Origin of the sequence: Hydrophilobacter chitinilyticus (genome assembly GCF_049860745.1) — a bacterium.
GTDB lineage: Bacteria > Pseudomonadota > Gammaproteobacteria > Burkholderiales > Burkholderiaceae_C > Rhodoferax_B.
Map to the genome: position 1 here is coordinate 4,345,788 of NZ_CP187561.1, position 17,329 is coordinate 4,363,116.

Genomic DNA, 17,329 nt, shown 5'->3' on the forward strand with positions numbered 1-17,329 from the left:
TCAACTAAAGGGAAATAAGAATGCTTATTGGCTATGCACGTGTATCGACACGAGAACAAGAAACCGACCTGCAAATTGACGCGCTAAAGCGTGCTGGCGTGTCTCATATATTCCAAGAAAAGGCTAGCTCCGTAGGGGCTCGCCCGGAGTTGCGGCGCTGCCTTGCGTCACTCAAACCCGGTGATGTTTTTACCGTCTACAAGCTGGACCGTGTGGCTCGTTCGCTGCAGGATTTGCTTGCTCTACTGAGTGAGATTAAAGAGTCGGGAGCGGAGATCAAAAGCCTCACTGAGCCACTCGACACCGGCTCTCCTATGGGCGTGTTCATGATTCAAATTTTGGGTGCTGTAGCCCAGCTCGAAAGGGGCATCATTCGTGAGCGCTCTATAGCGGGTCAACGTGCCGCTCAGGATCGTGGTGTTCACTGTGGCAGGGCTCGTAGCTTGCCTCCTGAAATTGAGGCCGATGTGGTGCGCATGTACGCGACTGGTGACTACACACTGAAGTCGCTCGCCCTTGCCTTTGAGGTGTCCGACTCGGTCATTAAGCGGGCCGTCTACAGAGTGCGTAAGCCTGGGCACTCCAGTCTGAAATAGGGGTAAAAAAATAGCCCGGACAACCGGGCTATACGTCTTCGCATTGGCGTAAGGAACCGCTTCCGCCATCGGCGGGCAACGACCTCAGGGTCTTCATCTGTCTCTGGTGGAAACGCGTCAAGCATGGCGCGACAAGCGGCTTTAGCGGCGGCTTCATGTGAGACTTATCCTCTCGCGGCTCCTCAGCTATCCGGTCTGGCAGCACCCGCAATGCGCTGTAAGCCCCTAGCGCTCTCGATCAAGACCTGAACCGCTCCACACAGCGCTCGACGCTATCGTGTCACCGCAGGCCTCGGGCAAAATACGGTCAAACGGTTAGCTCAGTCAGCGCTATTTAGCGGCGACAGGATATGAACATGAATAGACGGCTGGTCCTGCGGGCAATAGGCTCGGCACCATTTCTTCCAATGACGAGCCATAGCGCTGGCGCGATCGCGGCACCGCTGCCATCCAAGGTGGTAAACGTGACCGGCGCCGTTGCGTCACCTCTTTCACTCGGCATTGCCGATCTTCAGAGGTTTCCAAGCCAGGTTGTGGACTTCAAGGCGCCCGACAACAGCATTCGAAAGTACACCGGCGTCTTCCTGAAGGATGTCCTAGCCGCCGCTAAACCCATCGAGGCCGAACATCACACGCTGCGCCAAAGCTATGTGCTTGCGAAGAGTACCGACGGTTACTTTGCCCTGTTCACTTGGGCTGAGCTATTCATTTCACCGATTGGGGACGGTGCGCTACTGGTTTACTTGCGTGACGGTACGCCGCTTGGTGATGACGAAGGTGGTATCGCGCTCATCTCGGTCCGGGATACCCGGTCGGGACCACGCTACGTCAAATGGCTCTCCTCGATTGACTTTCGCCGGGCACAACCCTGATGGCATGATGCCTCGCCCATGGTCACCGTGGATAAGTTTGGTGACGGGGTCTTTAAGCCGCAGCGCTTTCAGACTCCTATGCGGCCAGCAAACGTCGGTCTTCAGTGACAGGTGCACCCTCCGTCTTGCGAATCCAGTGGGTGGAAGCACGCTCAATTTCAGAGGCCATCGCGGGACCGGCGTTATCGTCAATCGCGCGCAGCCTTGCAGCCGTGGCTTTCAGAACAGACCTGAGAGTATCGTGGACAGCGGTTGGCGTCAGAGGTTTGATGGCACCCACGAGGGGCAATAGCAAAGGGGTTTGATCCAACACCGTGGGTAACGGTGGTAGCCGCACGGCGCGGCGGTACCGGATCAGCTCGGTTATCAGTTCTTCAGAGACCGGCACCTGCCTTGTTTTGCCGCCATTGCCAGTGACCGCCAGCCACCATCTCTCCTTCTGCCCATTCTGCCCTCGGAAGGAAAATCCGCCCATGACCGAACTACACACTTCCGACACCCGCAAGCCGCCAAGGTAGAGCAGCGAGAAGAGCCAACGGGCACGCGCGGCGTAGGTTGCTTCGCGCTGCTGCGTCGCCGGCATCAAATCAATTGTCCGGCGAACTTCGGTCCAATAGGCCTGCGGAAAAATCTGATCGACGCGCGTGGGCAAACCAGATACCTTGGGGCGATATGGCGCCAGTGGATTACGCATCAGGTAACCAACATCAACCAGCCAGTTGAAGAGACTCTTGAGGCTGTACATCGCCTGGTTGATGCTTTGCGCGCTGAGAGGGCCCGCGAATGGCCGCCACGCGGGCGAGCTTCTTATTGGTTTTTGACCCTTGGGCATCACCCAGATACGCGCCGGTTGTGGGTTCGCCAAAAACTTCTGGTAAGCCAGGAAGTCGTCCCATTCAAGGGCAGACAGGGCCACGTGTTGCTGCTCGACACACCACAAAAGCAAGCGCTCAGCTTCCCTCCGGTATCCCGCAAAGGTTGTCTCCGATTGTGTGAATCGGTCGAGCCAAACGCGTACCGCAGCTAAGTCGTCAACTGCGTCAAACGTGTTTCGTCCTTTTGCCCGGTTGCTTCCAGTACTACCGTTCAGATGTTGCGGCAACTGCAAGCGCTCGAGGGTGACGATTTCGGACACGGTCAGATATGGAGATTAAGCCTGGAAAGACTGCCACACGGGGCGTCACGCCATGGCGTGGATAAATGCGTTCGTCGCCGGCATCTGGCGTTGCCGCAACAGGTAACAACTGTGTCTCACTGCCTTCCTGTTGAGGCAACGTTTTCAAAACACTTCGCTATGCTTAATAGAATATGACGATGGTATCAAATATGAAGCAAGCGCATCTTCTTGCCACCATTGATCCTTTTGTCTCGCATGACAACCGTCCAATCCGAAAGCCTTCAAAATTTTCCATGACAGCCACACACACGCCTGACCGCGAAGCAACCGGTACCAAGTTCTCCCTCTCCGCCATGCAGCATGCCCGCGCACAGTCTTGGGAGGCCGTACAACGCATCGCCGCTGGAATTCAGCCTGGCATGACAGAGCAGCAGGCAACTGAACACGCGGCCGCTACGCTCAAAGGCATGGCCATGGACCGCAACTGGCACCCCATCATCATTCGCTTCGGAGAAGGGACACTGAAGATCTTCCGGGAGCCCTCAGACCCTGCGCGGATTTTGGGAGAGCACGATATTTTCTTTGTGGATATCGGCCCTGTCTGGGCGGGCCACGAAGGCGACGCTGGTGATACTTTTGTGACGGGCGACGACCCAGCAATGCATGCCTGCGCGCAAGCAGCACGCACACTGTGGAAGGAAGTCAGCGACCGCTGGAGGCAGGATGGGCTCAGCGGCCATGCACTGTATGCGTTTGCAGCAGAGCGCGCCGAGGCCTTGGGGTGGCGACTGAACCTCGACATCAAAGGACATCGGGTTTGCGATTTTCCCCATGCCATCTACCGCGCTGGCAACCTTGGCGATTTTGGCCTTTGTCCCAACACGGGTCTCTGGATTCTGGAAATTCAGATCGCCCATCCCACGCGTCCGTTTGGCGCATTTTACGAAGACATTCTGATCTCTGATGCCGTAGGAATAGACGTCTAAAAGACAATTCGATATGTTCTTATGTATATTTCGGAAAACCAAAGAACATGGCTCTCCTTGACCGATATTGGGGGTCAATGACGCGCCAAACCAAGTGAGGCTCCCAGATGACCGCTCCCCCTTTTCGATTCGTCGGTGGCCTGCTGACCGGTGTTTCCATCAGCGACTCGATTCTCGGCCCCAAAGCCACCTCGTGCTGCACGGAGTCAGAAGCCAAATCAGGCACTCCGCCTAGCCGACGCGCCAAACTTGCGGAATTGGAAACCAAGTTCCACTGCTCCATCATTGGCACCTGCCTCAGCACCTCGATACTACGCAAACTGGTGTCGCGTTTTTCAGACGTAGACCGGGCGCGGGCCACCGATCTCGACATACACCACGAAGCAGTGCAACTGGCCTTCGACGCCGGCGCGGGAGCGAAAGCGATCCATAAAGCGCTTGATGACCGGTACGATGCCACCGTCAAGCGCTTGCAGCGTGTGAAAGAGGCGGAAACTCTCCGCGGCTTTTGGGTGGAGTCGCTCGCCAGTGGGGACATTCCTGGCGCGTACTGGGCCTTGATGACGCATCCGCATGCGACCAATGAGCTCAGAAAACTGGCTTTCGGCGATGTCCACATGTTGTCTCACCTGGTGGGCGCCGCGAACCGCGCCGATATTCGGCGATTACAACAACTCGAGCAAGAGAACACAGCGCTCACGGAAAGACTTGGTCAGCAACAGGAGCGCCTCCAAGAGGTCATTGCCGAACGCGAAGATCTCAGTCAACAGCTTGCCGCGCAAACACTTCAAAAATCGATAAGTGCCAACCCAAACGGCGATCTCCGGGTTGTCGAGATGGCCGGGCGTATCGAACTGTTGCGGGCGGAACTCGAAACCAAAGACCAAGCCTTGGCCCATCACACGCAACGGAGAGAAAGCGCCGAGGCCGCACTACACGATCACCAAAACAACCTAGAGTCGATGCAGGCACAACTGGACAAAGCCCTTGTATTGGTGGACTCTCTTCAGGCGGAACTGCACGCTGTAGAGAGCGAGCTTGCCGCAAACTTCGAGCCCAACGATCCAGAAGCGGTGCACCACGCGTTGCTCGCCATGCGCCGCATCGTGTATGTGGGGGGAAGGCCACGCTCCAACCAAACCATCAAGGCCATGGTGGCAGCCGCAGGCGGTGAACTGGTCGTGCACGACGGTGGCATCGAAGACCGCAAGGGTTTACTGGCGACTGCGTTACCGCGTGCAGATATGGTTGTCTTTCCGGTTGATTGCATCGACCACGATTCCATGTCGAACCTCAAGCGTATTTGCGACAAACATCAGGTGCCGTTCCACCCGGTTCGAACCGCCAGCGCAGCCAGCTTCGCCACCCTGGTCACGCGCCTATCCGTGGCACCAACGGCCGCTCGCAGCGGGTCGCCATCTCGCTTCTGTTTGAAGCACGGATAGTGATTTTGGGCCCCGACATGGCGGTCCACGCAGGAGCCATTGCTTCGGCACTTTAGATCGCCATCTTGTGCGAAACAGTTTTGACAACGGTGTAATGGAATAGCCCCTCTTCACCCCCTTCGCGGCCAAATCCACTGGCTTTGACACCGCCAAACGGTGTCTCGGCCACCGAGGCTTCCAGCGTGTTGATCGAAAGGTTGCCGGCCTCGACGCCATCGATCATCTGCTCCACATTCGCCGCAGAATGGGTGAAGCCGTAGGCGGCAAGGCCAAACGGCAGCGCATTGGCTTTGGTGATCGCCTCTTCCAAAGAACTGACGCGGTTGATGATGGCCATAGGGCCGAAAGGTTCTTCTCGCATCACCCGCGCGCGATCGGGTACGTCCGCCAAAACCGTCGGTGCAAAGAAATATCCTTGCCTGCCAATCCGATGCCCACCCGTGAGGACCCGCGCACCAAGCGCCGCCGCATCGTCGGCAAAGGCCTGCAGCGCGTCGAGCCGCCGCGCGTTTGCGACAGGGCCCATCTCCGTACTTTCGGCGATGCCGTGCCCTACGACCGTCGCGACGGCCCGCGTGACAAAAGCGTCGACAAACCGATCGAAGATTTTTTCGTGGACAAAAAAGCGTGTTGGCGAGGTGCACACCTGACCGGCATTACGCACCTTGCGTGTCGCAGACAGAACGCCTGCTTGGCGTGGGTCCACATCGTCGCAGACGATGACCGGCGCATGGCCACCCAGCTCCATAAGAACAGACTTGCCATGCTGTGCGGCCAGACCCGTCAAATGCCGTCCCACAGCAGTAGAGCCCGTGAAGGCAATCAACCGCGTCTGCTCCTGGGGAATCAAATAATCAGAGATTTCAGACGGAAGTCCGAACACCAAATTCAAAACACCGGGCGGTAAACCTGCGTCATGAAAGGCTCGGGCAATATGGATCGCCCCGCCTGGCGTTTCTTCGGCCGCTTTCAGAATGATCGAACAGCCCGCAGCCAAAGCGCCCGCGATTTTGCGCGCGGGTTGGCTCATCGGAAAATTCCAGGGTGAGAACGCCGCGACCATCCCTATCGGTTGGCGCACCGTCATGTAGCGGATGCCGGGTTCGCTAGGGATGACGCGTCCATACATGCGTTGCGCCTCACCCGCATCCCACTCAAAGAACTCGCAGCCACGCACCACTTCGAGCCGCGCTTGTTGAATGGGTTTGCCAAGCTCCGAACTGATGGCAAAGGCCACCTCTTCGCTGCGCTCACGCAGCAACGCGCTGGCGCGCAGCATGATTTCGGCCCGTTTGCGAGGTGCAGTGCGGCTCCAGATTTTCAAGCCATGCGCGGCGGCGGCCAACGCATCGTCGAGATCGGCTTGCCGGGCGATGGGCAGCCGCCCTATCACCGACTCGTCTGACGGATTCAGTACCGGCAGCGTCTCAGCCGTGGTGCGCCATTGGCCGCCAATGTAGAGCTTTAGATCAGGATAGGTGGACATAAGTAAACAAATTTCTAAGAACGATGCGCTGCATTAGGCCGCTCAAAGTTGGCTTGAACAAGCGCATTCTTTTGAACGATTATTCAACGTAACTGCAAGCCCCCGCGCGATCTGGCCAGATACAACGCAACGCCGTCTCAAGGCACCAAGTCAGCAGGCATATATCGAATCTCTCAGTACTTTTAGCGATTTTTTCGATTGCATCGCTAAAATTCGCTATATCCACGTAGAAACATCGAAAAGCAATTTACCTACACCCTGCTTCATGCTAGGCGTAATAGGCATCAGCGCTTGGCGTTACGAGTTCTCCTCCGAGCCGCTGCCGTGGACCTTGAAGAACTTTGCCCCTTGTACTTTCTGCCCGATAGCCTCTTCGTATTCCCGACGTACATGCTCAGGTTGCCCCGCTTGGCCGAAGAAATCTTTCAGGTAAGGGCCCAACAAAGGATGGGCGGCCAGTTGCGCGCGTGGCAATCCTTGCAGCATTTCATCTCGGCAGGCAGACGGCAGAAAGACGTTGTCGTTCTTTGCCGGGTCGCGAATCAATCCTTTGGGTTCGTGGCCAGGATTGCTTTGCAGGGCATCGATCTCTTCAAAGAACCGTCGACGCATCATGACGATGCCTTTGTCGCTTTGACCCAGCTTTTCGCTGGCTCGATCGGTGATCGCGCCTTGCCCACCCAGACGACGAAATCCTGATTGGCGGCGAGAAGTGGTTGCAACCTACTTGCCCGCCCTGCAGACGGCTGCTGCGTCGATTGAGGCCAAGCTACGAAGCCACTGGAAAACAGCGTAACGCACCTGAAGTCCGGCCGCATGGTTGAACCGTGGAGGTAGGCGCCTCTAATGGTGCACTTCTTGCATAGGCTTCGTTATATTTCATAGAATACATTGAAGCAATGAACACGATTTCTATCATTCCCCAGAACGTCCAACCACCTGCCCTTCCCGAGGGCTTTTTGCCACGCAATTGCACCTACGCCCCCGCCGATTGGCCCATCCTCGCCAAGCATTGGTATCCCGTCGCACGCTCGGTTGATGTGCGGGAGCAACCGCTGGCGGTCACCCTGCTGGACCTCGAACTGGTGGTGTACCGGACGGCCAGCGGGGTGCATGTGGGACGTGATCTATGCCCCCACCGCGGCGTGCCACTCAGCATGGGATGCGTAGAGGGTGAAGAGCTGGTCTGCCCGTACCATGGCCTGCGTTTTGGCACCGATGGCCAGTGCCACAAAATTCCGGCGCAACCGGACATGAAGCCACCAGCGCGCTTCAAAGTCACCATGTTCCCCGTGGAGGAACGCTATGGACTGGTTTGGACTTGCCTGATACCTGATGGCAAAAGCAGCATTCCACCAATGCCCTCCTGGTTTGATAGCAGCTTTCAGCAAATTCTTCCGCCTACGGTGGACATTGAAGGCTCACCCGGTCGGCAAGTCGAAGGTTTTGTCGATGTGGCGCACTTTGCCTTCATCCACCACGAAGCCTTTGCAGACCGTAACAACCCTGTTGTGCCAGCGTACGACACCGTGACCACCGACATGGGGCTGCGCACCGAATACTGGAGCAACGTCAGCAACTACCCCAAGGGACTGCAGCACTTGGCGCCGCCGGACTTCCGCTGGCTGCGGGTGTTCGATATCTACCCACCGTTTGTGGCGCAGCTCACAGTGCATTTCCCTAACGATGGCTTGCTGAACATCCTGAACGTTGCAAGCCCAGTGTCGGCACGCAGAACGCGGCTGTTTGTGCCCATCACGCGCAACTTCGACAAAACCGGTTCGCTGGAGGATGTCTACGCTTTCAACGCGCAGGTGTTTGCCGAAGACCAGGCCATCATCGAACGCCAGAAGCCCGAAGACCTGCCACTCGACCCGCTGGCCGAGGCGCATTTTGCGGCGGACCGCACTTCGGCCGGCTACCGCCGGCTATTAAGACAAATGGGACTGACCATGGCCTATGCTGGCTGACAGTGAGCCCATCAATGGAGTCAATCCCCATGGAAAACGATCAACTGCGCTATCTCGTGGCGCTGGCCCAAAAAAGCGACATTGACCTGGCCGCTGCGAGGTGCGATGTGACAGCTGCCGACATCGCTGCAGCCGTCAGTGCCGCAGAAGAAATGTTTGGCCGGCGCGTACTCAAGCTGGGATCAGCGTCTGCGGGCTTCAGCGGTTTCACGGAAGACGGCGAACGTGTTGTGGACTGGGCCCGCCGTTATCTGGATGACTACGACGGTTTGCAGCGCCGTGTAGGCCGCACCAAGAAGAAGGCGTTGCTCAAGCCCCTGCTGGAGCGCCGGTCGATTTCGCCTAAACGGCTGATCGGCCCCGGGCCGGATGCGGATGACATCGGCCTCATTCTGCAAGGCGCCTTGCGCTCGCCAGACCACGGTGGCTTACATCCTTGGCGGGTGGTGGAGTTCCACGTTGCGCAGCGCGAAGCGCTCGCCGACCAATTCGAACAAGAGAAACGCCGCCGCGATCCGCTGGCATCGGTCCGAGACTTGCAGTTGGCACGAGAACACGCCACGCGTCCCCCGGTGCTGCTGGCGTTTGTGGTGTCGCCCCAGGCCCGCAGCAAGGTGCCGGTGCGCGAGCAATGGCTGTCAGCAGGCGCGGCCTTGGGCAACCTGTTGAATGCAGCGCATCAGCTTGGGTTTGGCGCCATCGTGCTGAGTGGTGAACGCTGCTTCGACCCCATCTTGTCGCACGAACTTGGCCTGGCGTCAGAAGAGTTTCTGGCGGGGTTCATCAGCATGGGCACCGTGGCCGACGCCCCTCCACCCAAAGCGCATGCACAGCCGAGTGCGGTGTTGTCGACCTGGCAGCCGCCATCAGAAAATGGCTTGAGTCTCAACTCACGTCACACCAGCCCCCCGCTTAGCCGAATGTAAACGCGAACGCCTCGACACCAGGGTCGAGAAATTCAATCTCGAAGCGGTGTCCAACCTCGGGCTTGTGCTGCCGAATCAACTGGTAGAGCCGGTGTTCGCGAATCACCCCTTGGCCATCCAGGTCTACATCTGCGCCGCGTTCCGCGCCGGGTGGTTTGCCGTCAATGGTGACGCGTATGCGCACCGGTTTGGCGCCTGCCTTGAGCCCCAACACCAGATGCAGGTCACGCGCCTGAAAACGGTAGCTGATACGACCGCCGCCGCTATTCAACTGCACACTCTGCGGCCCCGCCGTCCAGTTGCCCGAGAGCGCCCATTCGTTGAGCGCCAGTTGGGCCACTGGTGGATAGACGTGCGGCGCATTTTTGATGAAGCTGCCCTGTGCCACAAAGCCTTCTGCCCGCTCGTACCCGAGGTAAGTTTCCGGCGACCTGGCCGGAATTTCGGCGGCTGGCGCTTGAGCGCCTTCGGCCTTGACTTCTACAAAGTCCCCCGGCATGTCTTGGCTGCCAATTTCGGCCAGCAATTGCTGGATGAGCATCTCTGACTTTTCGTACTCGCCCTCGCCAAAGTGCTGGTAGCGAATTTTTCCTTTGGCATCGATGAAGTAATGTGCTGGCCAATATTGGTTTTGGAAGGCGCGCCAAATGGCGTAGTTGTTGTCGATGGCGACGGGGTAGTCCACCTTCAAATCTTTGGTGGCTTTACGCACATTGCCAATGTTCTTCTCAAATGCGAACTCCGGTGCATGCACACCAATGACAACCAAGCCTTTGTCCTTATAACGCTCGGCCCAGGCTTGCACGTAGGGCAAGGCACGCAGACAGTTGATGCACGAATAAGTCCAGAAGTCGATCAACACGACCTTGCCGCGCAGCGTTGCTATGTCGATGGACGGCGAGTTCAGCCATTCCACTGCGCCAGCAAGAGATGGCGTGATACCGCTCGACGCGAAGCCCGCCGTTTCGCCATTGCCTCCCGTCATGCCCCCGGACATCGCCCCGGTCATGGCATTGCCACCAGCCATCATCGCGTTGTTGCCCATCATCATGGCATTGGATCCCGCCATCATCGCACCGTCTTTTTTCTCGACAATCACATTTGAAGGTTCGGCATCGACATGGGTATTCAGCTTCGCTTGATCGACAAGAACCTGCTCGACATGCGAGGTCCCGGCCAATGACATTTGTGCCAACACACCTGTGTCCAAGCCCAGCGCAATAGCGGCCACACCAGCCAGCAATGTCACGCCCAGGCCGCGACGAATCCATTCGCCGGCTCCCAATGTTCTTTTCATTGCTTTGAAAAGGCGTCCCCCCACAAGCAAGGCCCCGGCCAACGACGTGGCCGCACCCGCTGCGTATGCCAACAAGAGCAGAGACGTCTGCACACTGGCACCACCCAGTGCCGCACCGGTCAGCACCAGTCCGAGAATGGGCCCCGCACAGGGCGCCCACAAAAGCCCCGTGGCAACGCCGAGCAGCAAGGACGATGCGAAGGGCTTTGCGCGCGTGGTCTGATCCGTTGCCGACGTGGTGCTTAAGCTTTGCCCCAAAGCGACCAAAGGGCGCGTCAATCGGTCAGCAAGGTTGGGAAGCAGCAGGGTCAAGCCAAACAACGCCATCAAGACCAGAGCGACCATGCGCCCGTACTCGTTGGCTTGCACTGCCCAACCTCCGCCAACGGCGGCAAGCGACGCGACAGCGGCAAAGGTCAGCGCCATGCCCAACAGCAATGGCAAGCCGCTTTGAACAAACGATTTGTCTACCCGCGCAAATACAAAAGGCAACACCGGCAGAATGCACGGGCTGAGGATGGTCAACACACCACCCAGGTAAGCAACAATGAAAAGCAGCATGGGTGAGACCGTTTACATCGCGAGGTCAGGCATTGCCTGGGATGAAGCGCATGGCATAACCGTTCATGCAGTAACGCAGGCCTGTGGGCGGTGGGCCGTCGTTGAACAGATGGCCCAAATGCCCACCGCAGCGTCGGCAGTGCACCTCCGTGCGAGCCATGCCAAGCGAACGGTCGATACGTTGGGCGACAGCCTTGTCGAGCGGCTTCCAGAAGCTGGGCCAGCCGGTTTGGCTGTCGAACTTGGTTTTGGACGAGAACAACTCAAGGCCACAACCCGCACAAGAGAAGCGCCCAGCACGGTGCTCATCGTTCAGCGGACTGCTACCGGGGCGTTCGGTGGCTTCTTCTCGCAGGATGGCGTAGGCGTTGGGGCTCAGTAGCTTGCGCCACTCGGCTTCGGTGTGGGTGACCTCGAAGGTCTCCGCTGCGAGCAAGCCGCGCGGCGCCATCAAGCCCGCCGTGCTCCATGCAAAAACTGCGCCGGTGGCAAGCACCGCTCGCCGGTGGTATTGCGGCATCCTGAACCTCCAAGTCTCAAATCCGATGGTTGAAGACAACACGCTGGATGGCACGGTTGGCGCAACACGCGTCGCCGGTTAGAGTGGCACCTTGTCCCGTTTTGTGGTGGAGCACATCAAACAGAGTGCCCACCTGGCCTATACAGCAGGTACAAGCCTCTCGTTGTGCAAAATGAAATATAGCGCACTATGATTTGTCTTGGGTGGGAACGACCTTTGGTGGATGACAACCTGCCCGCACACGGCCCTATGGAAGGCCCTATTGAAGGCCATTTGGAGATAGACAGCATGGATTCTTTGTCACGCATTTCGTCCCGCCGCCGCGCGGTAGTTCTTGCCTTCGCACAAACGTTGTTGGCTGGTGTTCTCTTTCATCCAATGGCGGCAAGCAGCGCTGAGCGTGCGGTGGCCATTCCCCCGCCCGACAACGAGCCCGCGCCAAGCGCCACGGCGGGCACCGAAACCGCAGTGGTCGCGGGCGGGTGCTTTTGGGGCGTGCAGGGGGTGTTTCAGCACGTCAAAGGCGTCACCAGTGCCGTCTCGGGTTACGCAGGAGGCGAGGCCAAGACCGCCAACTACGAGACCGTGGGCCGCGGTAGCAGCGGCCACGCGGAAGCGGTTCGCGTCGTATTCGACCCCAAGCAGATCAGCTATGGGCAGATTTTGGAAATTTTCTTCTCAGTGGCTCATAACCCAACCGAGCTGAACCGCCAGGGGCCGGACATCGGCACGCAGTACCGTTCGGCTATTTTTCCGGCCAATGCCGACCAAGTGCGGATCGCCAAGAACTACATCGCCAAGCTGGACAAGGCAGGCGTCTATCCAGCGCGCATCGTCACCACCAACGAGCCGATGAAGGTGTTCTATCCCGCAGAAGCCTACCACCAGGACTTTCTGACACGAAACCCCAACCACCCGTACATCGTCGAAAACGACCTGCCCAAAGTTGCCGAACTGAAGCGCGTGTTTCCACAGCGATTCCGCCCATTGCCGGTGCTGGTTGGCGCAGGCACATAAAGTTCAGAGCCACTTGCGTACTGCCCCTGTTTTTCCCTTTACGAGCGCACCATGACCGAGCTTTCCACGCGAACTGAAAACCTCTTTTCCTACGGCACGTTGCAACTGGAACCGGTTCAACGTTCAACCTTCGGACGACTATTGGACGGGTGCAAAGACAGCTTGCCCGGCTACAAGCTGACGATGCTCGAAATTCGCGATGCCGCTGTGGTGGCCACCAGCGGCAAAACACATCATCCCATCGTCGGGTTCACCGGCGACCTCAGCGACCAAATCCAAGGCACGGTGTTTGCCATCACCCCGGAAGAGCTACGCCATGCCGATGCTTACGAGGTTGACGACTACCGGCGCGACCAGGTGGTGCTGTCGTCAGGCGTTTCGGCCTGGGTCTACGTCGACAAAAACTCACCAACCCCGGCAGCCTAATACCGTTGCCCCTGGCAGTTCAGTCAGTGCCCACCATCACACTCGACGCTTTGATGATGCCGTAAGCCGAGCCGCCTTCTACCAAGTTGAGCGATGCGGCCGAGGTGGTGGTGATGGTCGACACGATCTGCACGCCAGGAGCGATTTCCAGCGTCACTTCTGTGGTGACAGGGCCTCGCACAATGCTGATGATTTTGCCGGGCAGGACGTTACGCGCGCTGATCTTCATGGTGACCTCTGCAGTGGAATGAACAAAAAAACGAGGCGTTAAACGATGAGCCACAAGCACGGCACACCATCGCTTATTCTCGGAGCCATCACCTTACCCTACTTGGCATGAAATCAACCGTCCAATTTCGGATGCGCATTTACCGCGACGAAAGCATTGCTATCGGCCCGGGCAAGATCGCACTCCTTGAAGCCATCGCCGAAACCGGCTCCATCTCGGCAGCTGCGCGGCAGTTCAGCATGTCGTACCGCAGAGCCTGGATGTTGGTCGATGAAATGAACCGCGCATTGGCCAAACCAGCCGTCGCAACGGCCACAGGCGGCAGCCATGGTGGAGGCGCAAAACTCACTCCCATTGGTGAGGAGCTCATCAAACGCTACCGCGCGGTGGAGACAACGGCGCGAACCGCTGCTGCCAGTGATCTCGCCGCACTTAACCGCTTGCTTGCACCATGACGGTCACCACTGACATCGTTTGCCGGCCAGTCGGCATCATCCATAGCCGCTTCAAGGAAACGGTGGGGGTGCCGGTGCAAACGGCCGGTGTTCCGAACGAGTGGGGCGAGCTGGAGGTTTTTGCGGAATTCGAACCTGGGCTCAAGGACATCGCAGGTTTCGAGTTCCTCATTCTGCTCACGCACCTGCATCTGAGCCCTTACGAAAGGCTCGAGGTTGTGCCGTTTTTAGACACAGAAACCCACGGCATCTTCGCCACGCGCGCACCGGCTCGCCCCAATCGCATCGGGATGTCCATCGTGCGGCTGGAGTCCGTTGAAGGCCGCTTGCTGAAGTTCAGCGGCAACGACATGGTGGACCAGACGCCTGTGCTCGACATCAAGCCTTACGTGCCGACTTTTGATGTGCGCAACACAGAAAAAATTGGCTGGTTCAGTGGACGATTGGACGCGCTACCGTCGACGGTTTCAGACAAAAGAATGTCATAACCGTTGCGAGATATGGGGCCGGGCAAAACACCCAGTTCCCTTGGGCTGACCTCAGCCTACGGTGCGGGACCAAAAGTCAAGCAGCATAGCCAAGCCAGCACTGGAGGAATCCAGTTCGGAGGTTTCCACGCGGTGGCGCCAGTTGGCGGTTGATAGCGCCAATACCTGGGATTGGGACGCTAACGCAAACCCCATTTGCCAGTCACAAAAGCTGCGCTCAACAATAGGTTCGTTCAACAGCTCGATGATGCCTGTGTGTTTGCGACTGTCCTTGATGCGCTGGTAGGTGACCTGAATCACATCTTCAGTCGCCTCAAAATACTGGAAGAACGTGCCCGCGCTGTACAGCAGCACGCCGGTCGTTCCCGTTTGCAGGTTCAGATCTCGCGCTTCGACCAACAACTCCTCGAGGTCGACCTCGGACATCATTCTGATGGCCGTGCTGACGTAGGCAATGCCCTGCAAAGCCCTCCGTTTTTCGTTGCCATCTGCGTTTGTTTTCTGCGAGTCGCCCTTCATGGAGATTCTCTTCGCGGGAAGTCCTGTTTCGTATTGGATATGCCGGTACGGCAGAGGTCACGCCGATCAATGCCATGAAGCGGGCTTTGTGGGTGCGGCAATCTCAAAGCAATGTTGCCGCTCTTACCAAGCCAGCGTCACTTGCAGCGTGTCGACGTAGGTGCCAGACGCCATACCGTTGGTGCTGGTCTTGTTGATACGACCATAAACGGGCAGCGTGACGGGAGCGCCGGTGCCAGGCAACGTCACGCCCAACGCGGTGGCGTTGGCTGGGTAAGCGGTGGTCAGCGCCGCATCGCGGTACACCTCGTATGGCAGATAGCTGGTACCCAGCTTCATGGCTCGTGAGCCGGTGCCGATGCTGCCGCCTTGGCCAGCGTTGTTGCCGCCGCTGACCGATACGGTCAAGGCCGTTACATCAGGTGAGCAGACGATTTGTGTGGCACCTGCGCCACCCACACCACCTGTGGCGTTGGCGGTCAACACGCCGGTGAAGGTGCTGGGCTGCGAGCCGAAGTCCAGTGTGCCCAGGTTCACACCGCTGCTGCCGGCGCCAGAGGCACCGCTGATGTAGCAACCGGCTTGCAGCACCATCTGTGCATTCAGTTGGCCAGCCATGTTGCCTGATGCCTGTGCGCCGAAAGAGGTCATGCCGAGGCCCAGAGCAAGAGCCATAGCAGCAGAGGTAGCGGCAGTAGAAATCTTGTTGGTCTTCATGTCCATCTCTCGGTGTGTGTTGCGATGGAATGAATTGTGGTTTTTTGCGCCCAAAAGATCGTGACGCAAACGTGAACTCCCCAGTCTTGCGGTGGCAGTGGTCAGTACACCCGCGTCCTTCATACAGGCGTAAGACAATGTAGCCATGCACAGTTCCTCTCCGGCCATGGACCCTTTCACCGTGATCGTCATGTTGGCGATCCATCTGGTGGGCAGCGGCGGCCTCATGTTTTTGATTTGGCGGCTGATGCCCAAAGCACCGGGTCTCGGCCGATGGTGGGTGGCAAGTTGCCTGTTTGGCGTTGCTTACTTGGGCCGTTTGTTCGGTGGCCTTGAAACACTGGACTGGCGCGCCCTGGCTGGCGACGGCCTGATGCTCTTTGCTGTGCTGCTATTCAAGGACGGTGTGCGCGATTTCGTGGGGCGCTCGGTGCTGCGCTGGCCCAGCGTATGGCTGATGTGGGCCATGATGTTTGGCGCAGAGATTGCCGCCGCTTTGCTCATCAGCCCTTCGGCCCGCCACGTCGTACTGAATGGGGCTATCGGCGGCATGTACGCCGTCATGACCTGGATTTTGCTGCGCGACGGCGGCACCCGCCAGGCGCAACCGCTGCGCGCACCTCTGCGCTTGCTGACGCTGCTGCTGGGCGGGTTGGCGGTGTTGACGTTGCTGCGTGCCTGGGACATTGGCGTTGGAGGCATCGATGTCGCATTTGACGGACTGCTGGCCCAAGTCTTCTACATCTATGCATCACTCACCGCCGTCGTGGTGGGGCTCACGCTGATCTGGATGCTGTTTCTGCGGCTCAACGGCCAACTTGCCGATCAGGCCACCTGCGACGCGCTCACCGGCGTGCTGAACCGACACGGGCTAGAGGAAGTGGTGGCGCGGCATTTTGCGCGGCGCAACGCACCGCCCCTGACCGCGTTGTTGGTCGATATCGACCACTTCAAAAAAATCAACGACACACACGGCCACGCGACCGGCGATGCCGTGCTCCAAGCCGTGGCCACCGCGCTAAGCAAACAACTCCGCGCCGGAGATTTTGTGGCGCGCATCGGCGGCGAGGAGTTTTTGATAGGCTGCGTAGAAGACAGCAATGAACCCGGTAGCGAACAGAAAGTCGCTTTGACGCTAGCTGAACGCCTAAACCACTGCGTACAAGATCTGCAATTCAAAACAGCCGATGGCACAAGCGCTGTCCCCTGCACCGTCAGTGTGGGTGTATCGCCCAGTTGCGGCAATCTTGCAGCCTGGCAAGAAGGCGCCAAGCAGGCCGACGATGCGCTGTACCGAGCGAAGCAGGCCGGACGCAACACCGTTCGGGTCTTCAGCAAGACCCAAACGATGCAAACTTAAAACCGCGAGTACCTCACCGAGTCGCGATCGTCAGGTAATACGCACATCAAAGTACGCTGTCTCCGATTCACCCAGGCCCTGGTAAGCAGCCATGCGTGCCGCCACCGCCGCCTTGCCCCAAAGCCGCACAGATGCAAGCTCTTCGGCCGACAACTCATCTGGTGGCGCGTCTTCAAGGTTGTGAATGGTACGCAGCGTAGCGACCACCCCCTCGGGGCCTCCACATTGCTTCTCAAGCACCTTGGCATAACGCTTTTCGGCATTCAAGCGTTCACGCTCGGGTAGCTCAGGGTAGTCGCATAGCGCGACGGTATAGGTGCTGTCGACCACTTCCATGATGAC

At 58.3% G+C, this 17,329-nt stretch carries 20 protein-coding genes; 11 read left to right on the forward strand and 9 right to left on the reverse strand.

The features are described 5' to 3' along the window. Positions 1–20: 20 nt before the first annotated feature. Positions 21–596 carry a recombinase family protein gene (locus tag ACPWMG_RS19345; protein WP_483301107.1) on the forward strand — a complete coding sequence of 192 codons (576 nt, stop codon included), beginning with the start codon at positions 21–23 and terminating at the stop codon, positions 594–596. A gap of 350 nt (positions 597–946) precedes the next feature. Then, positions 947–1,468: a molybdopterin-dependent oxidoreductase gene (locus tag ACPWMG_RS19350; RefSeq protein WP_483301108.1), complete on the forward strand. Its 522-nt coding sequence runs from the start codon at positions 947–949 to the stop codon at positions 1,466–1,468. 76 nt (positions 1,469–1,544) lie between these two features. Here ACPWMG_RS19350 and ACPWMG_RS19355 read toward each other — a convergent pair whose 3' ends face one another. Then, on the reverse strand, positions 1,545–2,603 hold the full coding sequence (locus ACPWMG_RS19355) for a tyrosine-type recombinase/integrase (RefSeq protein ID WP_483301109.1): 1,059 nt from the start codon (positions 2,601–2,603) through the stop codon (positions 1,545–1,547). 191 nt (positions 2,604–2,794) lie between these two features. On the opposite strand from ACPWMG_RS19355, the gene ACPWMG_RS19360 reads away from it, so the two are divergent. Together ACPWMG_RS19360 and ACPWMG_RS19365 are read left to right on the forward strand one after the other, a co-directional pair. Further along, positions 2,795–3,571 carry a M24 family metallopeptidase gene (locus tag ACPWMG_RS19360; RefSeq protein ID WP_483301110.1) on the forward strand — a complete coding sequence of 259 codons (777 nt, stop codon included), beginning with the start codon at positions 2,795–2,797 and terminating at the stop codon, positions 3,569–3,571. Between the two features lie 107 nt (positions 3,572–3,678). Next, positions 3,679–5,016, forward strand: a complete 1,338-nt coding sequence (locus ACPWMG_RS19365; RefSeq protein WP_483301111.1) for a DUF2325 domain-containing protein — start codon at positions 3,679–3,681, stop codon at positions 5,014–5,016. Positions 5,017–5,068: 52 nt separating this feature from the next. On the opposite strand, the gene ACPWMG_RS19370 is transcribed toward ACPWMG_RS19365, so the two are convergent. Together ACPWMG_RS19370 and ACPWMG_RS19375 are read right to left on the reverse strand one after the other, a co-directional pair. After that, positions 5,069–6,502 (reverse strand): NAD-dependent succinate-semialdehyde dehydrogenase, encoded by a 1,434-nt coding sequence (locus tag ACPWMG_RS19370; protein ID WP_483301112.1) that lies wholly within the window; start codon positions 6,500–6,502, stop codon positions 5,069–5,071. A gap of 297 nt (positions 6,503–6,799) precedes the next feature. After that, on the reverse strand, positions 6,800–7,117 hold the full coding sequence (locus ACPWMG_RS19375) for a hypothetical protein (RefSeq protein ID WP_483301113.1): 318 nt from the start codon (positions 7,115–7,117) through the stop codon (positions 6,800–6,802). A gap of 284 nt (positions 7,118–7,401) precedes the next feature. Here ACPWMG_RS19375 and ACPWMG_RS19380 point away from each other — a divergent pair, with 284 nt between their 5' ends. Beyond that, positions 7,402–8,472, forward strand: a complete 1,071-nt coding sequence (locus tag ACPWMG_RS19380; RefSeq protein WP_483301114.1) for a Rieske 2Fe-2S domain-containing protein — start codon at positions 7,402–7,404, stop codon at positions 8,470–8,472. Positions 8,473–8,501: 29 nt separating this feature from the next. After that, complete coding sequence (locus ACPWMG_RS19385; protein WP_483301115.1) at positions 8,502–9,398, forward strand: nitroreductase family protein; 897 nt, start codon at positions 8,502–8,504, stop codon at positions 9,396–9,398. Here the strand turns inward: ACPWMG_RS19385 and ACPWMG_RS19390 are convergent. Next, entirely contained in the window at positions 9,385–11,256 is a 1,872-nt protein-coding gene (locus tag ACPWMG_RS19390; protein ID WP_483301116.1) for a cytochrome c biogenesis protein DipZ, read from the reverse strand. The two genes, ACPWMG_RS19385 and ACPWMG_RS19390, sit on opposite strands and share 14 nt — an antisense overlap. Positions 11,257–11,281: 25 nt before the next feature. Beyond that, entirely contained in the window at positions 11,282–11,776 is a 495-nt protein-coding gene (gene msrB / locus ACPWMG_RS19395; RefSeq protein WP_483301117.1) for a peptide-methionine (R)-S-oxide reductase MsrB, read from the reverse strand. A gap of 288 nt (positions 11,777–12,064) precedes the next feature. On the opposite strand from msrB, the gene msrA reads away from it, so the two are divergent. Both msrA and ACPWMG_RS19405 read left to right on the forward strand, forming a co-directional pair. Further along, positions 12,065–12,793, forward strand: coding sequence for a peptide-methionine (S)-S-oxide reductase MsrA (msrA, locus tag ACPWMG_RS19400; RefSeq protein ID WP_483301118.1), 729 nt, complete (start codon positions 12,065–12,067; stop codon positions 12,791–12,793). Positions 12,794–12,844: 51 nt separating this feature from the next. Beyond that, positions 12,845–13,219, forward strand: coding sequence for a gamma-glutamylcyclotransferase family protein (locus ACPWMG_RS19405; protein ID WP_483301119.1), 375 nt, complete (start codon positions 12,845–12,847; stop codon positions 13,217–13,219). 19 nt (positions 13,220–13,238) lie between these two features. Here ACPWMG_RS19405 and ACPWMG_RS19410 read toward each other — a convergent pair whose 3' ends face one another. Then, positions 13,239–13,448 (reverse strand): TOBE domain-containing protein, encoded by a 210-nt coding sequence (locus ACPWMG_RS19410; protein WP_483301120.1) that lies wholly within the window; start codon positions 13,446–13,448, stop codon positions 13,239–13,241. Between the two features lie 107 nt (positions 13,449–13,555). On the opposite strand from ACPWMG_RS19410, the gene ACPWMG_RS19415 reads away from it, so the two are divergent. Next, positions 13,556–13,903, forward strand: a complete 348-nt coding sequence (locus ACPWMG_RS19415) for a winged helix-turn-helix domain-containing protein (protein WP_483301122.1) — start codon at positions 13,556–13,558, stop codon at positions 13,901–13,903. After that, the gene (gene tsaA, locus ACPWMG_RS19420) at positions 13,900–14,391 is read left to right on the forward strand and encodes a tRNA (N6-threonylcarbamoyladenosine(37)-N6)-methyltransferase TrmO (RefSeq protein ID WP_483301123.1); all 492 of its coding nucleotides are present in this window, start codon (positions 13,900–13,902) and stop codon (positions 14,389–14,391) included. The genes ACPWMG_RS19415 and tsaA overlap by 4 nt, the downstream gene beginning before the upstream one ends. A gap of 51 nt (positions 14,392–14,442) precedes the next feature. Here the strand turns inward: tsaA and ACPWMG_RS19425 are convergent, their stop codons facing one another. Both ACPWMG_RS19425 and ACPWMG_RS19430 read right to left on the reverse strand, forming a co-directional pair. Then, positions 14,443–14,910: a BLUF domain-containing protein gene (locus ACPWMG_RS19425; RefSeq protein WP_483301124.1), complete on the reverse strand. Its 468-nt coding sequence runs from the start codon at positions 14,908–14,910 to the stop codon at positions 14,443–14,445. Positions 14,911–15,033: 123 nt separating this feature from the next. After that, a complete protein-coding gene (locus tag ACPWMG_RS19430) occupies positions 15,034–15,627 on the reverse strand; it encodes a Csu type fimbrial protein (RefSeq protein ID WP_483301125.1) in 594 nt (197 codons plus the stop codon). A gap of 145 nt (positions 15,628–15,772) precedes the next feature. Here ACPWMG_RS19430 and ACPWMG_RS19435 point away from each other — a divergent pair, with 145 nt between their 5' ends. Next, the gene (locus tag ACPWMG_RS19435; protein WP_483301126.1) at positions 15,773–16,987 is read left to right on the forward strand and encodes a GGDEF domain-containing protein; all 1,215 of its coding nucleotides are present in this window, start codon (positions 15,773–15,775) and stop codon (positions 16,985–16,987) included. A gap of 30 nt (positions 16,988–17,017) precedes the next feature. Here the strand turns inward: ACPWMG_RS19435 and ACPWMG_RS19440 are convergent, their stop codons facing one another. Next, the gene (locus tag ACPWMG_RS19440; RefSeq protein WP_483301127.1) at positions 17,018–17,323 is read right to left on the reverse strand and encodes a hypothetical protein; all 306 of its coding nucleotides are present in this window, start codon (positions 17,321–17,323) and stop codon (positions 17,018–17,020) included. Positions 17,324–17,329: the final 6 nt, after the last annotated feature.

Excerpts from the sequence above, each read along its gene's own strand:
- ACPWMG_RS19350 (WP_483301108.1), top strand. The coding sequence starts at position 947 with ATGAACATGAATAGACGGCTGGTCCTGCGGGCAATAGGCTCGGCACCA.
- ACPWMG_RS19405 (WP_483301119.1), top strand. The coding sequence starts at position 12,845 with ATGACCGAGCTTTCCACGCGAACTGAAAACCTCTTTTCCTACGGCACG.
- ACPWMG_RS19345 (WP_483301107.1), top strand. The coding sequence starts at position 21 with ATGCTTATTGGCTATGCACGTGTATCGACACGAGAACAAGAAACCGAC.
- ACPWMG_RS19385 (WP_483301115.1), top strand. The coding sequence starts at position 8,502 with ATGGAAAACGATCAACTGCGCTATCTCGTGGCGCTGGCCCAAAAAAGC.
- msrB (WP_483301117.1), bottom strand. The coding sequence starts at position 11,776 with ATGCCGCAATACCACCGGCGAGCGGTGCTTGCCACCGGCGCAGTTTTT.
- ACPWMG_RS19370 (WP_483301112.1), bottom strand. The coding sequence starts at position 6,502 with ATGTCCACCTATCCTGATCTAAAGCTCTACATTGGCGGCCAATGGCGC.
- ACPWMG_RS19440 (WP_483301127.1), bottom strand. The coding sequence starts at position 17,323 with ATGGAAGTGGTCGACAGCACCTATACCGTCGCGCTATGCGACTACCCT.
- ACPWMG_RS19430 (WP_483301125.1), bottom strand. The coding sequence starts at position 15,627 with ATGAAGACCAACAAGATTTCTACTGCCGCTACCTCTGCTGCTATGGCT.
- ACPWMG_RS19390 (WP_483301116.1), bottom strand. The coding sequence starts at position 11,256 with ATGCTGCTTTTCATTGTTGCTTACCTGGGTGGTGTGTTGACCATCCTC.
- ACPWMG_RS19360 (WP_483301110.1), top strand. The coding sequence starts at position 2,795 with ATGAAGCAAGCGCATCTTCTTGCCACCATTGATCCTTTTGTCTCGCAT.
- ACPWMG_RS19415 (WP_483301122.1), top strand. The coding sequence starts at position 13,556 with ATGAAATCAACCGTCCAATTTCGGATGCGCATTTACCGCGACGAAAGC.
- ACPWMG_RS19380 (WP_483301114.1), top strand. The coding sequence starts at position 7,402 with ATGAACACGATTTCTATCATTCCCCAGAACGTCCAACCACCTGCCCTT.
- ACPWMG_RS19435 (WP_483301126.1), top strand. The coding sequence starts at position 15,773 with ATGCACAGTTCCTCTCCGGCCATGGACCCTTTCACCGTGATCGTCATG.
- ACPWMG_RS19365 (WP_483301111.1), top strand. The coding sequence starts at position 3,679 with ATGACCGCTCCCCCTTTTCGATTCGTCGGTGGCCTGCTGACCGGTGTT.
- ACPWMG_RS19425 (WP_483301124.1), bottom strand. The coding sequence starts at position 14,910 with ATGAAGGGCGACTCGCAGAAAACAAACGCAGATGGCAACGAAAAACGG.
- msrA (WP_483301118.1), top strand. The coding sequence starts at position 12,065 with ATGGATTCTTTGTCACGCATTTCGTCCCGCCGCCGCGCGGTAGTTCTT.
- ACPWMG_RS19410 (WP_483301120.1), bottom strand. The coding sequence starts at position 13,448 with ATGAAGATCAGCGCGCGTAACGTCCTGCCCGGCAAAATCATCAGCATT.
- tsaA (WP_483301123.1), top strand. The coding sequence starts at position 13,900 with ATGACGGTCACCACTGACATCGTTTGCCGGCCAGTCGGCATCATCCAT.
- ACPWMG_RS19375 (WP_483301113.1), bottom strand. The coding sequence starts at position 7,117 with ATGATGCGTCGACGGTTCTTTGAAGAGATCGATGCCCTGCAAAGCAAT.